Source organism: Flavobacterium sp., from assembly GCF_027484945.1.
GTDB lineage: Bacteria > Bacteroidota > Bacteroidia > Flavobacteriales > Flavobacteriaceae > Flavobacterium.
In genome coordinates this window covers 39,044-53,937 of sequence record NZ_JAIXRZ010000028.1, presented here as the reverse complement: position 1 = coordinate 53,937, position 14,894 = coordinate 39,044, and the positions used below count along the sequence as shown (strand labels likewise).

Annotated in this window: 17 protein-coding genes; 9 read left to right on the top strand and 8 right to left on the bottom strand. The window is 36.2% G+C overall.

Going from position 1 to position 14,894, the window contains the following annotated elements:
• Positions 1 to 127 precede the first annotated feature (127 nt).
• From miaB to groL, 7 genes are all read left to right on the top strand, one after another.
• Positions 128 to 1,582 (top strand): tRNA (N6-isopentenyl adenosine(37)-C2)-methylthiotransferase MiaB, encoded by a 1,455-nt coding sequence (gene miaB, locus Q0039_RS04645; RefSeq protein ID WP_297509800.1) that lies wholly within the window; start codon positions 128 to 130, stop codon positions 1,580 to 1,582.
• Between the two features lie 27 nt (positions 1,583 to 1,609).
• Positions 1,610 to 2,869, top strand: a complete 1,260-nt coding sequence (locus Q0039_RS04640; protein WP_297509796.1) for a sigma-54 dependent transcriptional regulator — start codon at positions 1,610 to 1,612, stop codon at positions 2,867 to 2,869.
• 145 nt (positions 2,870 to 3,014) lie between these two features.
• Positions 3,015 to 3,515, top strand: a complete 501-nt coding sequence (locus tag Q0039_RS04635; RefSeq protein WP_297509793.1) for an LptE family protein — start codon at positions 3,015 to 3,017, stop codon at positions 3,513 to 3,515.
• A 1-nt stretch (position 3,516) separates the two neighbouring features.
• Complete coding sequence (locus tag Q0039_RS04630) at positions 3,517 to 4,371, top strand: tetratricopeptide repeat protein (RefSeq protein WP_297509790.1); 855 nt, start codon at positions 3,517 to 3,519, stop codon at positions 4,369 to 4,371.
• Between the two features lie 6 nt (positions 4,372 to 4,377).
• The gene (secG, locus tag Q0039_RS04625) at positions 4,378 to 4,740 is read left to right on the top strand and encodes a preprotein translocase subunit SecG (RefSeq protein WP_297509787.1); all 363 of its coding nucleotides are present in this window, start codon (positions 4,378 to 4,380) and stop codon (positions 4,738 to 4,740) included.
• 130 nt (positions 4,741 to 4,870) lie between these two features.
• A complete protein-coding gene (locus Q0039_RS04620) occupies positions 4,871 to 5,146 on the top strand; it encodes a co-chaperone GroES (protein WP_297509784.1) in 276 nt (91 codons plus the stop codon).
• 37 nt (positions 5,147 to 5,183) lie between these two features.
• The gene (gene groL, locus Q0039_RS04615; protein WP_297509781.1) at positions 5,184 to 6,812 is read left to right on the top strand and encodes a chaperonin GroEL; all 1,629 of its coding nucleotides are present in this window, start codon (positions 5,184 to 5,186) and stop codon (positions 6,810 to 6,812) included.
• A 49-nt stretch (positions 6,813 to 6,861) separates the two neighbouring features.
• Here the strand turns inward: groL and Q0039_RS04610 are convergent, their stop codons facing one another.
• The 8 genes from Q0039_RS04610 to xrtF all read right to left on the bottom strand — a co-directional run bounded on the left by Q0039_RS04610 (position 6,862) and on the right by xrtF (position 13,910).
• A complete protein-coding gene (locus tag Q0039_RS04610; protein WP_297509778.1) occupies positions 6,862 to 7,530 on the bottom strand; it encodes a VTT domain-containing protein in 669 nt (222 codons plus the stop codon).
• Positions 7,531 to 7,794: 264 nt separating this feature from the next.
• Positions 7,795 to 9,381, bottom strand: a complete 1,587-nt coding sequence (locus Q0039_RS04605; protein ID WP_297509775.1) for a SulP family inorganic anion transporter — start codon at positions 9,379 to 9,381, stop codon at positions 7,795 to 7,797.
• On the bottom strand, positions 9,368 to 9,685 hold the full coding sequence (locus tag Q0039_RS04600) for a hypothetical protein (RefSeq protein WP_297509773.1): 318 nt from the start codon (positions 9,683 to 9,685) through the stop codon (positions 9,368 to 9,370). The genes Q0039_RS04605 and Q0039_RS04600 overlap by 14 nt, the downstream gene beginning before the upstream one ends.
• Positions 9,686 to 10,044: 359 nt before the next feature.
• Positions 10,045 to 10,383, bottom strand: coding sequence for a heavy-metal-associated domain-containing protein (locus Q0039_RS04595; RefSeq protein WP_297509770.1), 339 nt, complete (start codon positions 10,381 to 10,383; stop codon positions 10,045 to 10,047).
• 15 nt (positions 10,384 to 10,398) lie between these two features.
• The gene (locus tag Q0039_RS04590; protein ID WP_297509768.1) at positions 10,399 to 12,405 is read right to left on the bottom strand and encodes a TonB-dependent receptor plug domain-containing protein; all 2,007 of its coding nucleotides are present in this window, start codon (positions 12,403 to 12,405) and stop codon (positions 10,399 to 10,401) included.
• A 50-nt stretch (positions 12,406 to 12,455) separates the two neighbouring features.
• Positions 12,456 to 12,872, bottom strand: a complete 417-nt coding sequence (locus Q0039_RS04585) for a hypothetical protein (RefSeq protein ID WP_297509765.1) — start codon at positions 12,870 to 12,872, stop codon at positions 12,456 to 12,458.
• Between the two features lie 44 nt (positions 12,873 to 12,916).
• On the bottom strand, positions 12,917 to 13,366 hold the full coding sequence (locus Q0039_RS04580; protein WP_297509763.1) for an exosortase F system-associated protein: 450 nt from the start codon (positions 13,364 to 13,366) through the stop codon (positions 12,917 to 12,919).
• Entirely contained in the window at positions 13,353 to 13,910 is a 558-nt protein-coding gene (gene xrtF / locus Q0039_RS04575) for an exosortase family protein XrtF (RefSeq protein WP_297509760.1), read from the bottom strand. The genes Q0039_RS04580 and xrtF overlap by 14 nt, the downstream gene beginning before the upstream one ends.
• Positions 13,911 to 13,982: 72 nt before the next feature.
• Here xrtF and Q0039_RS04570 point away from each other — a divergent pair, with 72 nt between their 5' ends.
• Positions 13,983 to 14,438, top strand: a complete 456-nt coding sequence (locus Q0039_RS04570) for a GAF domain-containing protein (RefSeq protein WP_297509756.1) — start codon at positions 13,983 to 13,985, stop codon at positions 14,436 to 14,438.
• A gap of 99 nt (positions 14,439 to 14,537) precedes the next feature.
• Positions 14,538 to 14,807 carry a 30S ribosomal protein S15 gene (rpsO, locus tag Q0039_RS04565; protein ID WP_073363115.1) on the top strand — a complete coding sequence of 90 codons (270 nt, stop codon included), beginning with the start codon at positions 14,538 to 14,540 and terminating at the stop codon, positions 14,805 to 14,807.
• The last annotated feature ends 87 nt before the right edge of the window (positions 14,808 to 14,894 follow it).

Genomic DNA, 14,894 nt, shown 5'->3' with positions numbered 1-14,894 from the left:
TTTAGTCATTTTAATCTTGATTTAAGATTGAAATTTAATTCAACTTTAATACTGACATCTTGTCATAATTTTTGAATTTAGTATTATCTTTGCAGTCCGTTTCACGCAATTGAACGGCAATAGATTGATGGAAAAAGAAATTAATGAAAGTATTCAAGGCCAACGTTTGAATTTGGACGAGCGTATTGGCAACACGAAAAAGATGTTTATTGAAAGCTATGGCTGTCAGATGAATTTTTCCGACAGTGAAATTGTAGCTTCTATTCTAGCAAACGAGGGTTATAACACCACCCAAAATCTCGAAGAAGCAGACTTGGTATTGGTCAATACCTGTTCGATTCGGGACAAAGCCGAGCAAACGGTTCGTAAACGGCTGGAGCAATATAATGCTGTAAAAAAAATTAACCCTACCATGAAAGTGGGGGTTTTGGGATGTATGGCCGAACGATTGAAAGAAAAATTTTTGGACGAAGAGAAAATCGTTGATATGGTGGTAGGGCCCGACGCCTACAAAGACATCCCCAATCTTTTAAAAGAAGTTGAAGAAGGTCGCGATGCCATCAATGTGATTTTATCCAAAGATGAAACCTATGGCGATATCGCACCTGTGCGCTTAAACAGCAATGGAGTTAATGCTTTTGTATCGATTACACGAGGATGTGATAATATGTGTACCTTTTGTGTGGTTCCCTTTACTCGAGGGCGCGAGCGTAGTCGCGAGCCTCAAAGTATTTTAGAAGAAATTCAAGATTTATGGAATAAAGGGTTCAAAGAAGTCACGTTACTCGGCCAAAATGTAGACAGCTATTTATGGTATGGTGGCGGTTTGAAAAAAGACTTTGTTAAAGCAACAGAAATGCAAAAAGCAACAGCTGTAGATTTTGCCCAATTATTGGACAAATGTGCCACACAATTCCCAAAGATGCGTTTTCGTTTTTCTACCTCTAACCCGCAAGATATGCATATTGAGGTAATTGAAACCATGGCGAAACACCATAATATATGCAAGTATATTCATTTACCGGTTCAAAGTGGTAGTACCCGAATATTGGAAGCCATGAATCGGCAACATACGCGAGAAGAATATATGGCCTTGGTCGATAAAATCTATGAGATCATCCCTGAAATCTCCTTATCTCAAGATATGATTTCTGGTTTCCCAACAGAAACCGAAGTAGATCATCAAGACACGCTTTCCCTTATGGAGCATGCTAAATACGATTTTGGATTTATGTTTGCTTACTCTGAACGCCCAGGAACTTTGGCCGCACGAAAAATGGAAGACGACGTGCCCGAAGAAGTTAAAAAGCGTCGTTTAAATGAGATTATTGCTTTGCAACAAAAGTTAGGTTGGGAACGCACCCGTCGCTTTGTGGGTCAAGAAGTTGAAGTGTTAATTGAAAAAGAGTCCAAGCGCTCCGACTCTCATTGGAGTGGAAGAAATTCACAAAATACGGTGGTTGTATTTCCAAAAGAAAACTACAAGCCCGGCGATTTTGTACTTGTAAAAGTTACCGATTGCACCTCTGCTACTTTAATTGGCCATGCGGTTAGTTACTCTGAAAAAATGCAATCGAATTAACAAAAATACGCTTTAACCCACTGAAATATGGAAAGTATTCAAAGTATAAAACAACGTTTTGAAATCATCGGAAACGATGCAAAACTCAACCGTGCCTTGGAAAAAGCGATTCAAGTGGCTCCTACCGACATTTCAGTATTGGTGGTGGGTGAAAGTGGTGTAGGGAAAGAAAGCATCCCAAAAATTATTCATTCATTATCCCATCGCAAACACGGAAAATATATTGCGGTTAACTGTGGGGCTATTCCGGAGGGAACCATAGACAGTGAATTGTTTGGTCATGAAAAAGGTTCGTTTACTGGCGCTACCAATACCCGGGAGGGCTATTTTGAAGTTGCAGATGGCGGCACTATTTTCTTGGATGAAGTTGGCGAATTACCCTTAACCACTCAAGTGCGTTTGTTACGTGTTTTGGAAAATGGTGAATTTATCAAAGTGGGATCGTCAAAAGTTCAAAAAACGAATGTACGAATTGTAGCGGCGACCAACGTTAATATGCATGAAGCTATTGAAAAGGGGAAGTTTCGGGAAGATTTGTATTACCGATTGAGTACTGTTGAAATAGGGTTACCTCCACTTCGAGAACGCAAAGAAGATATTCATTTATTATTTCGCAAATTTGCCTCCGATTTTGCACATAAATACAAAATGCCTCCTATCAAACTTGAGGAGGATGCAGTTCGGTACCTTGTAAATTACCGGTGGAGTGGTAACATACGGCAATTGCGTAATGCGGCTGAGCAAATTTCGGTTTTAGAAACCAAACGGGATATTTCAGCTACAGCTTTGGCTTCTTACCTGCCATTGGACAATCGAAATTTACCTAGTATTGTACCCAACAGTAAATCGGATAGTGATTTTTCAACCGAGAGAGATATCTTATATAAAGTACTTTTTGACATGAAAAGCGACTTGAACGATCTAAAAAAACTAACGTTGGAGTTGATGAAAAATGGAAAAAACACGCAGGATATTAATCCGAGTTTAATTCAAAAAATTTATGGCAAACCGGAAGAAAATACGCTTTTCAATCCCGAGCCAGCAGTTGCTGTATATCAGCCCAATGTGACGTCACAACAAGAAGAGTTTCATGATGATGATACGGACCAAAATTATTTGTTTGCTGAAACTGTTGAAGAAGAGGAAATTTTACGCCTCGAACAAAAAGAATTTGAACTAATTAAGAAGGCTTTAGAACGAAATAAAGGAAAACGAAAAGCTGCTGCTGATGAATTGGGCATCTCTGAGCGCACACTTTACCGTAAAATAAAACAGTTTGATCTTTAAAAACAATATGTACGGTAGTGCTAATCGTCAGTAGAAAAAAATAATAACTTCACTACTTGCTCCAATAAAACTACAAAAGATATCATCCAATTAAAATTCTATTTTTAGAAAAATTAAATTACTTTAGCATACCTATATTTCCCTTATGAAAGCATTTCAATTCCTATTCTTATTTTTTCTTTCACTTGCAACAACTGCTTGTGGAAGTTATAGCTTTTCTGGAATTCAAACCGATGCCAAAACCGTTCAAGTAAAATATTTTCAAAATACTGCTCCTTTAGTTGAGCCTGGGATTGAACGTGTTTTTACCAATAAACTTCAAGAAACAATACAAAACCAAACGAGTTTAGGGCTGACCAATTCGAAAGCTGATTTGATTTATGAAGGAGAAATTACCGATTTTCGTATTGCACCAATGACCTCAACGGCCAATTATACTGCTGCTCAAAACCGATTAAGCATTACGGTTTTAGTAAAATTTACAAACACTAAAAAAGAAGAAGACAATTTTGAAAAACGTTTTTCTTTTTTTAAAGATTATGAAGGCGACGCTCAGCTAACGGGGAGCAAACTGACTGAATTGGTCGACTTTATTTATGCGCAAATAATTCAAGATGTAATGAACGAATCATTAGCTAAGTGGTAATATGAATGTAACGGACTACACCTATTTAATCAATAAACCATTCGCTATTAATGAACGGCAATTTCAAGCGTTAGATCAAGTTCTCGAAACCTTTCCGTATTTTCAAAGTGCACGTGTTCTACGATTAAAACATTTATATAATCAAGATAGTTTCCGTTATAATGCCTCACTCAAAGTTGCTGCCGCTTTCACAACTGATCGCAGCGTTTTGTTTGACTTTATAACAACGGAACATTTTACTGCAGTAGACAACAAATTATATGATCAAAAAGTAGCCGAATTGTTGAATTTGAATGTAATTGACCTCGAAGTGGTAGATCCCAATTCCCAAACGCAATCCATTTCAACTTCTTTGGAACAATCGTTATGGGCTTCGATTAAACAATCGGGAGAAACTACGACACCCGAAATCGCTCCCGAGGTAAAATTAGAGTTGGGAAAACCGCTAGAATTTAACCCACATGAAAAGCACAGTTTTCAAGAATGGTTGCAACTATCGCGATTAAAACCCATCGAGCGCAAAGAAATTCCATCAAATAACGAAACTATAGCGGCAGACGATCGACAAAAAAAACTAGAATTAATCGATAAATTTATTGAAACAAATCCCAAAATTCCTGCACTTTCTAAAGACAGTAATCCTCCTGCAAATCCAGTTGAAATTGAAGATAAGAGCTATTTAATGACGGAGACACTAGCTAAAGTCTATTTAGAACAAAAAAAATATCATCGGGCAATTCAAGCTTATGAAATTTTAATTTTGAAATATCCAGAAAAAAGTAGTTTCTTTGCAGACCGAATTGAAGCAATAAAACAAATACAACAAATACAACAAATACAACAAAACAATAATTAATAAGTAATGAGCACATTTACAATCTTTTTGGTATTAATTACAATCGTATGTTTTCTTCTGATCATCGTTGTGATGGTTCAAAATCCGAAAGGCGGAGGATTATCTTCAACATTTGGAGGTTCACAACAATTAGGTGGTGTACAGAAAACAACTGATTTTTTAGATAAAAGTACTTGGTTTTTAGGGGGTGCTTTGATTTTATTAGTATTACTATCCAGTTTGAGTTTTTCAGGAACCTCTGGAGATAATAACAAAATCATTGACGCAAGTCAGTCTCAAGCCCCTACCGAAGCAGAAGCGACGGAGAAGAAGGCTGATGATAAATCTACCGCACCAACCACTCCACCGGCAACTCCGGAGAAAAAATAAAGAAAGTCCCGTTGGGACTTTTTTTATGACCTATTTTCAACCTGTCAGTACTACTGAAAAATTGACATACCACAACCTCTTGGCACAATTTCTGAATAGTCAGGAGCAAATTAACTTTAAAAAAATCATTATGGCTTTAAACATTAAACCCTTATCTGATCGTGTTATGGTAGAGCCTGCAGAAGCAGAAACTACCACTGCAGCAGGAATCATTATTCCAGATACTGCGAAAGAAAAACCACAACGTGGAACTGTTGTTGCTGTGGGTAATGGCAAACAAGACCACACAATGACTGTTAAAATTGGTGACACGGTATTATACGGCAAATATGCTGGAACCGAGTTAAAGTATGAAGGTAAAGATTACCTGATTATGCGCGAAGACGACATCTTAGCAATTATTTAATGAACGATTTAAGAATTCAACAAAAAATTAAAAAACTATGGCAAAAGATATCAAATTTGACATTGAAGCACGCGACGGGTTAAAACGTGGAGTTGACGCTCTGGCAAATGCAGTAAAAGTAACCTTAGGACCAAAAGGTCGTAACGTTATCATTTCTAAATCCTTTGGTGGACCTACCGTAACAAAAGATGGTGTGTCAGTAGCTAAAGAAGTAGAGTTAAAAGAGCCCCTTGAAAATATGGGGGCCCAAATGGTTAAAGAAGTAGCTTCTAAAACCAATGATTTAGCAGGTGACGGTACCACAACCGCAACCGTTTTGGCGCAAGCAATTGTGAAAGAAGGGCTTAAAAATGTTGCTGCTGGTGCTAATCCAATGGACTTAAAACGCGGAATAGACAAAGCCGTTGAATCAATCGTAAGCGATCTTGGCAAACAATCCCAAGAAGTAGGAAGTTCATCAGAAAAAATAAAACAAGTGGCTTCAATTTCAGCCAATAACGATGAAGTCATTGGAGATTTAATTGCGACTGCTTTTTCAAAAGTAGGTAAGGAAGGCGTAATTACAGTAGAGGAAGCAAAAGGAACCGACACCTATGTTGATGTTGTTGAAGGTATGCAATTTGACCGCGGGTATTTATCGCCTTATTTTGTGACCAATGCCGAAAAAATGGAAGTAGATTTAGAACGCCCTTATATTTTGTTATACGACAAAAAAGTGTCTTCGTTAAAAGAATTACTACCGTTACTTGAACCCGTAGCTCAATCGGGAAAACCCCTATTGATTATTGCTGAAGATGTAGACGGGGAAGCTTTATCTACTTTGGTAGTTAACAAACTACGAGGAGCTTTAAAAATAGCTGCTGTAAAAGCACCTGGTTTTGGCGATCGTAGAAAAGCAATGTTGGAAGATATTGCCATCTTAACGGGTGGAACTGTAATTGCTGAAGAAAGCGGATTTACATTGGAAAATGCAACTATGGAAATGTTGGGGACCGCAGAAAAAGTAACCATTGATAAAGACAATACAACATTGGTTAACGGTGCTGGAAATGTTGACATGATCAAAAATCGAGTGAATCAAATTAAAGCTCAAATTGAAAGCACAACATCGGATTATGATCGTGAAAAACTTCAAGAGCGTTTGGCAAAATTAGCAGGTGGTGTAGCCGTATTGTATGTTGGTGCCGCATCTGAAGTAGAAATGAAAGAGAAAAAAGACCGTGTAGATGATGCATTGCACGCTACACGCGCAGCAGTGGAAGAAGGTATTGTTGCCGGAGGTGGTGTCGCCTTGTTACGAGCAAAAGCCGCTTTAAGTTCGATTACTCCCGAAAATGCTGACGAAGCTACCGGAATTCAAATTGTTTCACGAGCAATTGAATCACCTTTGCGCACTATAGTTGAGAATGCTGGACTTGAAGGTTCTGTAGTGGTTGCTAAGGTAGCCGAAGGAAAAGGAGATTTTGGCTACAATGCGAAAACCGACGAATATGTTGATATGTTAAAAGCGGGTATTATCGATCCTAAAAAAGTTACGCGCGTTGCATTGGAAAATGCAGCTTCCGTAGCTGGAATGATCTTAACTACAGAATGTGCTTTAATTGACATCAAAGAAGAGGCTGCTCCTGCAATGCCTATGGGTGGTGGCATGCCGGGAATGATGTAATTCCAAGTCTTTATAAATAAAAGAATCCGACTCAAAAGGTCGGATTTTTTTATACGCGCTTACGAAGTATTTTTACCAAAACAGGGACTGTAGTAACCATCACAATTCCGATGACAATATATTCGATATACTGTTTTAAATCGATACCAAATTGCACCCTGAACAACTCATATAAAAAATGACCAGAAAAAATCATAATCACAGCCCATAGTACCGAACCCAATATGTTATAAAACATAAATTTTTTACGATCCATTTCAACGATTCCAGCGATAACCGGTGCAAACGTGCGAACAATGGGTAAAAACCGAGCAAATACAACGGCACGGCTGCCATATTTATCAAAAAAATCTTTGGATTGGTATAAATATTTCTTTTTAAAGAACAAACTATCCTCTCGTTTATAGAGGTATGAACCACTTTTTTTACCAAACCAATACCCAAACATATTGCCAAAAACGGCCATTAAAGCAATTAATAATGCTAAAAAAGTAACATCAATAAAATCACTACCCGTTGCAAAATCTGCCATTAACAATTTACTATAAATTCCACAAAGGAAAAGCAAACTATCCCCCGGCAAAAAGAACCCAGCTAATAATCCGGTTTCTGCAAAGACAATAAACAGCACAACATATAATCCGATTTTTACACCGCCAATTTGCAATAAAATGTAAAACTCGGGATTAAATAGTTGCTTCCAGTCAAAGTGATCCATTCAGTTAAAATTTCTGTTTGTGAAAATAGGTATTATTTTCTAATGGACATATTAAATTTTAGTTATAAAAAAAGAGACCGACAATGAAACAGGGAATTCATTGCTCTAAAATTAACTTGCCCTTTCTAATTAAAACAACAGGAGTTGGCAGTTCCATTTTTGCTTTCAAGAGATTATAACAAAAAGTAGTAACAAAAAACGACTCACTATTAGTAATCAACATATTCTCATGTGTTACGCTATCATTTATATTCACATGAAATCCTACTTTTTTTTACGCGCGGCTAATTTATGTTTCGAAAAAGGATGCAGTTCATCTAAACCCAGTATGTTTACTTTTCCTCCATCTATAGCCTCATAATCGTATTTAAAACGAGACAAACTTTCCATTACAGAGTGGTCAACCAACGTAGCATTTTTTAAATCAATAGTTACCTTAAATCCGACTGGAATCTCATCTAATTTTCGTTTAATCCCTAAAAAATTTGAAAATATAGCAACCTTATTTATTTCAATCAAACATTCATTACCTTCAAAAGAAACCATTGCATGGGCCTTGAAAAAAGAAGAAATTGGTGCACCATTCAAAAGATGAATAATCATTTTTAATACAATACCAACTGCAATTCCAACCAATAAGTCTTCATATAATGTAAAGAAAATCGTACTTAAAAAAACAAATGACTGTTCTTTACCAATACGAAACATGTTTATAAATTCTTTTGGATGTGCTAAACGAATTCCTACAGTAATTAACATCGCTGCCAATGCGGCATTGGGAATTAATTCGATTAAATCGGAAGCCAATAAAACAAATACTAAAATGAAAAATCCATGAAAAAAATTAGCCCAACGCGTTTTTGCCCCATTTGTCACATTCGCAGATGAACGCGCAACTTCAGAAATCATGGGTAAGCCACCTAAAATTCCAGCTAAAGTATTCCCTACGCCAATAGCAATGATGTCTTTATTAGCATTGGATTTTCGTTTGTAGGGATCCATCATATCGATAGCTTTTACCGTCAAAAGTGATTCCAACGTTCCTACCAATGCAAACATAATAACATATTTTAGAAATATCCCAGTTTGTGCTATACCACTAAAATCGACATTGACTCTAATATTATTTAACAAATTTCCAACGTGTACTATAGCGTTTTTCGGCTCCGAAATTTGAAAATCAATTATTAGATCTGCTGGAATCGCTACAAACAAAACGATCAAAGGTGCTGGAATGATCTTTAAATATTTATTTTTTACATAAGGCCAACCCAACATTATGGCTAAACTTCCAATTCCAATTGCGGTTGCTTTAGGGTTAAAATGAGTAAAAAACTCAGGGATTTTAGCAAACAATCCCAATGGACCTAATCCTTTTGTCATAGCAGGATCTATATCCAATAAAACAGGAATTTGTTTTGCAATGATAATTAATCCAATAGCAGCCAACATACCGTGAATAGCTGAAATCGGAAAAAAATCAACTAACCTTCCAAATTTTAATACTCCAAATAAGACCTGAATTACACCTGCAACAACTATAGCTCCCAATGCCAAATGCCATCCTTTTTCACCACCGCCAAATTCATTTACTGCACCAGCAACAATAACAATTAATCCGGCTGCTGGACCTTTAATTGTTAAACGTGAACCCATCAATAAACTCACAACTAACCCTCCAATTATGGCTGTAATTAAACCCATTAAAGGTGGAAACTCAGAAGCTTTTGCAATCCCTAAACTCAAAGGCAAAGCCAATAAGAAAACAATAAATCCAGAAATTGCATCAGTCTTGTAAAATTCTTTTAAGCCGGCTAGCCCATCGGCAGGAATGTTTTTATACTGAGCCATATGTTTTCTTTTTAATCTGATTTATTGGGTAATTTATATATGTTTTTTTTAGGAAAGCGTCTAAGAATAATTGGGCGTTAAACTGAAAATCTGCAATTCTGTAAACTATGAAAAGTGACAAAATTAAAAAGGCTAAAACAAATGGATGTACTTCAACATGGCTCAAAATAAAATTTTCATCAAAAAAGTGGGTTGTAATTGAAAATCCTTTGAATTCAAATGTTACCAAGAAAAATAAAACGGCAAACTTAGCATATTCATAGATATGAGTAAGATATTGATTAATTAAGATACGTTTTTCCATTTTAATTTTAACAGTGCAAAATAAACTACAAATCTAGCAATTACAAGGCCCGACCAAAAAACTTTAATTTCATTCTAATCCAATGACTATTAAATGCAATTGTAAACATCATTTAAAAATAAATGAGTCTTACTCATATAATGTCCATTCGTCAAACGGCTTTTGTCTCGGAAATTGCTATAAACACTATGATGAATTTAAGCATACCAAAACAGCAGGTAAATTTCGTAAATTTTAATTAGGTAATTGACCGCGAAAGTAAAAACAAAATAAACTAAGAGTATATAATTAGTTAGAAAAAGATATGTAGATGTAATTTTAATTCAAAAAAAATCCCGAAGTTTAATTCGGGATACATTTTATTTGCGTTCATACTTACAGCAATGGTGCAATTTATCATATACTGCATCATCTGCTTTAAGTTCACCCACATCATGACCGACAGCAACGATTGCTTTTTTTACGGTTAAGACATCCGTTTTTTCTTCGTTGAGAATCAAATCAAATTGATGGGTTTCAATATTCCATACCGCCGACTTTACGCCTTTTACTCCAAAAGCGGCATTTTCAATTCGCTTTTTGCAGGTTTCACAATTGCCATTAACTTCAAACGTATACTTGGCATTTTTATTTTTCTGTTCTTGTGCTTGAAGTCCAATACTGAAAAGGACCACCATTAAAATTACAATTTTTTTCATATTTTTAATTTTTAATTATTTGACTTTAAAACGTAAACCGGCATAGATCATTCGTCCAAAAACCGGTGCATAGACCAAAGTGGAATCAAAATAGCTGCCAAAAGGATTATCAGTCCCTAAAACCGCGCGCTCCTGACGGTAATTAAATATATTTTCTCCCCCTAAATACAATTCAAAAACTTTAGAAAACACGCGTGTTACTTGGGCATTAACTAAAGAATAGGCAGGAGACATGACTCCCATTTGTTCTCCTATAGGATTCGTTTGGGTAGTGGGTAATTGTTGACTCCCGATCCAATTGTAGGTCACATCCATTTTCCAAAGACGGTCTTTATTGGTGGCCTCGGTTTCGTACTCCACATTGGAGAAAAAACGATGCCTTGCTTGAAGCGGACGTTGAAAACGACCTGATTGGTAATCGGTACCAATATCGTAATATTTATATGAATTTCGAATATTGAGTTGATGAATCGGTTCAATGTTAAAATCCAACTGCAAACTGTTGGCAAACGAACGCCCTTGTAAATTATAAAAAAGAACTTGTTGTGCATTTTGAAGCACATCGACAACCACTTGATTTTGAAAATCAGTACGGTAAAGATCAAAGGTAACTTCAGAATTTTTATTAAAGATACGGAATTTTTGGGTAAAACTCACGCCATAATTCCATGCAATTTCTGGATCTAAACCATATAGATTTCCACCTGAATTTTGAATAATAAATTGGCGGGAACTGCTAAAATATTGTTGGTTTTCAGCAAATAGATTTGTTCCTCTTTTACCGCGTCCTGCAGAAAGCCGAAAAACGCCAAATTCCCAGGGATTATACCGCAAATGGAATCGTGGGGTTACAAATACCCCCAATCGATTATGAAAATCAACACGTCCTCCCAAAATGTAACTTAATGTAGTTCCGTTGTCAAAAGTATATTCAAAAAATGAGCCAATCGAATTATCAATGCGACTGAAATCGGCAGCATTAACCCATTCGTTATATCGGTCTAGTGTAAAATTCAAACCGGTAGCAAATTTATTTCGGGTGTTTTGAATAATGGAATTAAAAATAAAATTAGAGTACACACTTTGTTGTTTGATCGCGTAGGTACGCAATCCGAAATAGGAGTCTTGGTTATGGTAGGAAAAAGCATTTTGAAATCCCATACTTTGATAGGGCATATCTTTGAAAACATAACCCGTTTTGGTCGAAAAATCAAAGCGTTCGGTATTAATTTCAGAGCCCCAAAACGTAGTTGTTCCTCGGTGTTTATTTGGATCAAAGTCGATTTGACCGGTTTGTTTTTGGTCATTCAGGTATTTAAAATTAAAAAAAGAAACCCATCCTTTTTCAGCATTCGTATACTGCCACCGGCTGGTAAGGTTGAGCTGTTTGCCCAAAGGATTGTCTAAAAAACCATCGCTATTCATATCATTTTTCCCCACACGCGCATTCCCATGCAGGAACAAACTTGTTGCCCAATGTTGCCCTAATTTTCGATTAAAATGCGTATTTAACTCATACCGATTCCCGGAATCTCCGTACGTATTTAGAAAAAAAGGAACATCTTTTAACGGCTTGATGAGTTCGGTATTGATTTGTCCCGAAATACTTTCATACCCGTTTACTACACTTCCGGCGCCTTTGGTGATTTGGATACTTTCCACCCATGTTCCCGGCACAAAAGACAGCCCATACACTTGGGAAGCTCCTCGAACCGAAGGAATATTCTCTTCGGCAATCAACAAATACGGGCTCGTAAGTCCGAGCATTTTAATTTGTTTGGTCCCAGTGAGTGCATCCGAAAAATTAACGTCTATGGACGGATTGGTTTCAAAACTTTCAGCAAGATTACAACATGCTGCTTTAAGTAATTCCTTAGAAGTTACTGTAGTTGTATTCGTGGTTTTGGAAAGTGATTTTTGAATGCCTCGTTTTTTGTTTTCAATTTTTACTTCGTCCAATTTTTCTTGGGCACTTGCAAAAAAGAAAGTCAATAACGTCAAGACAAACGCTATTTTTTTCATATTCAATAAATTTAGTATTCGACAATTAACAATTAAATGCGAAAACTAAATCAAGCGTAAAAAACAAATTGGGAATACCGTTGGTACAAGGGTGGACCATGTATATCACAATAATAATCCAACTTTTGTGAAGTCGGTATTGCGATTTCGTTCTGATAATTTAGATAAAAAGAGGGTAATTCAAAAACCAACGCTAATAAATCAGGCGTTACATTTTTTACTAAAACCTTAGCCGAAGTATCCTTGAAGGTAAGTTGCTTATCAGTACAACACCTCATTTTTTTTGTGGACTCTATAGTAGCTCCACAACAACTTTTGGCTACATCTTTGGTAATCTCTGAAAAGCCAACTACAGTCTCTACAGCTGCTACTTCACCCGCACAATAACGCACGTGTAGGGCAACACCCATTTGAGCAACCAAAATCAATACTGCAATACATCCGCTAAGTAGCTTTCGAAAATACATGGGACAAAGGTAATACAAATACCTAATAAATTGATACAATTCGGTTAAACAACCTTTTGCTGCACTTTGATTTTTTTTTGGTAATACAAAGCGGGGATAAAAATCATCAAGAATAACGGTTGAATCAAAAACCGGCGGAGATAAAAAAGTTCGTTCTTGTTGGTTTCGGCAAAATAGAAAATAACTACAGAAAAAACAACCAGCATTACAGCGCCTATACCCGCATATAAAAAGGAAACAAACCGGATTAACTGCCGTTCTTTAAATAGCAAATAAATAATACCAATAGACGATATACTATTGATGAAATACCGCAAAAAAACATGAAGTATATAATTGAAATAATCCAACTTTGGAAAGGGTTGATTTTGAAAATCGCCTTTGAAATAAGCCAGCAAAGGATCATAAAAGAATGTGGACTCTCCTGCTCTAATTCCGATTAATAGTAGAAATAGAAAAAGCAACAACCCAACTTGTAATTTATTTTGAAACATGGTGTTTTGCATAAATTGAAAATCGATTGACCCAAATTATCCATAAAAGAAATACGATACCGTAAATTACCAATGGAAATAAAACTCCATGCAATAAATGTTCTGCTTTAGGGAAATGATATAAAGCAACAGCTAATGCAGCTATTCGAAAAACGTTGGCTCCATGAATGATTACGATGCCCAAAGGGATAAACCAAAGCATTGACTTAAGTTTTCCTTTAAATGCAATAACAAAACTAACAAACAACACGATCACACTTACAGCATTACACCCTTCAATGATTCGGGCAATCCAACGCTTATGAAAAAATAACTTTAAACCAGCTTCTTTGGGATTTGGTGCAAGATAAACCCCTGAATCAACCCATTGTAAAAGATCTTTAGCTTGTTCTGCTACCAGTTGTGTGATGCCATCAACCTCCTTATCTTTGATACTAAATTGATCTAAATATACACTATAGCAATACGACAACACCGTATAGGTTAGCGCAAAGCGCAGTAAAAAGAATAAAAAAGGACGGTATTGTGCAACGTAAGTGTTCAAGAAGTCTTATTTAACAAAAATTAGGTAAAAATACGAAATCGCATTGGTTACTTTTGCAAAAAACACCTAAAAATGCATTTTGAAAAATTACAAATTGGAGTTGTCTCTATTTTACATCAAGAGGAAAAAACTCGTGATGAAAAGTTATACGAACTTTGTGCGTATTTAAGTAACAGCGTAGCTTATTACAACTGGGTAGGGTTTTATTTTGCCAATCATGAGACCAAAACTTTGCACCTTGGCCCCTATGTAGGTGCGCCGACTGACCATACAGTAATACCTTTTGGAAAAGGCATTTGTGGTCAGGTTGCCGAATCCAATACCAACTTTGTAGTTCCCGATGTTTCAGCACAAGACAATTACATCGCCTGTAGTTTTACGGTAAAATCAGAAATAGTGGTGCCTCTATTTGTTAAAGGAGTAAATATTGGCCAAATCGACATTGATAGTCATGTCTTGGATCCATTTACAAAAGCTGATGAAGATTTCTTGGAGTTTGTAAATCAAGAAGTTGCCAAATTATTTTAAATCCAACGATTTATTTGTGCATTACAAAAATAAGCGTAACTTTGCACCCGAATTGGGAGTGACCCAATCTACATAATAATTATTAAAATTAATATTAGCATGTACTTGACTAAAGAAGTAAAAGAACAAATCTTCGCTAAACACGGAGGAGCTGCTGCAAACACAGGTTCAGCAGAAGGACAAATTGCTTTGTTCACATTTAGAATTAACCACTTAACGGAGCACTTGAAAAAAAATCGTCACGATTTTAACACTGAGCGTTCGTTAGTAAAGTTGGTAGGTAAACGAAGAAGTTTACTTGATTATCTCAAAAATAAAGATATCAACAGATATCGTGAAATCATCAAAGAATTAGGTATTAGAAAATAATACACAACTAAAGAGGTGCTTGCGCGCCTCTTTTTTTTAATAAAAAAGAAAAAAAGTTTTAGTTTTTCATTGGGTTACACAACAACA

Excerpts from the sequence above, each read along its gene's own strand:
- Q0039_RS04605 (WP_297509775.1), bottom strand. The coding sequence starts at position 9,381 with ATGGCTCAGTATAAAAACATTCCTGCCGATGGGCTAGCCGGCTTAAAA.
- Q0039_RS04635 (WP_297509793.1), top strand. The coding sequence starts at position 3,015 with ATGAAAGCATTTCAATTCCTATTCTTATTTTTTCTTTCACTTGCAACA.
- Q0039_RS04585 (WP_297509765.1), bottom strand. The coding sequence starts at position 12,872 with ATGTATTTTCGAAAGCTACTTAGCGGATGTATTGCAGTATTGATTTTG.
- rpsO (WP_073363115.1), top strand. The coding sequence starts at position 14,538 with ATGTACTTGACTAAAGAAGTAAAAGAACAAATCTTCGCTAAACACGGA.
- Q0039_RS04620 (WP_297509784.1), top strand. The coding sequence starts at position 4,871 with ATGGCTTTAAACATTAAACCCTTATCTGATCGTGTTATGGTAGAGCCT.
- Q0039_RS04640 (WP_297509796.1), top strand. The coding sequence starts at position 1,610 with ATGGAAAGTATTCAAAGTATAAAACAACGTTTTGAAATCATCGGAAAC.
- secG (WP_297509787.1), top strand. The coding sequence starts at position 4,378 with ATGAGCACATTTACAATCTTTTTGGTATTAATTACAATCGTATGTTTT.
- Q0039_RS04590 (WP_297509768.1), bottom strand. The coding sequence starts at position 12,405 with ATGAAAAAAATAGCGTTTGTCTTGACGTTATTGACTTTCTTTTTTGCA.
- Q0039_RS04630 (WP_297509790.1), top strand. The coding sequence starts at position 3,517 with ATGAATGTAACGGACTACACCTATTTAATCAATAAACCATTCGCTATT.
- miaB (WP_297509800.1), top strand. The coding sequence starts at position 128 with ATGGAAAAAGAAATTAATGAAAGTATTCAAGGCCAACGTTTGAATTTG.
- Q0039_RS04580 (WP_297509763.1), bottom strand. The coding sequence starts at position 13,366 with ATGTTTCAAAATAAATTACAAGTTGGGTTGTTGCTTTTTCTATTTCTA.
- Q0039_RS04595 (WP_297509770.1), bottom strand. The coding sequence starts at position 10,383 with ATGAAAAAAATTGTAATTTTAATGGTGGTCCTTTTCAGTATTGGACTT.
- Q0039_RS04600 (WP_297509773.1), bottom strand. The coding sequence starts at position 9,685 with ATGGAAAAACGTATCTTAATTAATCAATATCTTACTCATATCTATGAA.
- Q0039_RS04610 (WP_297509778.1), bottom strand. The coding sequence starts at position 7,530 with ATGGATCACTTTGACTGGAAGCAACTATTTAATCCCGAGTTTTACATT.
- Q0039_RS04570 (WP_297509756.1), top strand. The coding sequence starts at position 13,983 with ATGCATTTTGAAAAATTACAAATTGGAGTTGTCTCTATTTTACATCAA.
- groL (WP_297509781.1), top strand. The coding sequence starts at position 5,184 with ATGGCAAAAGATATCAAATTTGACATTGAAGCACGCGACGGGTTAAAA.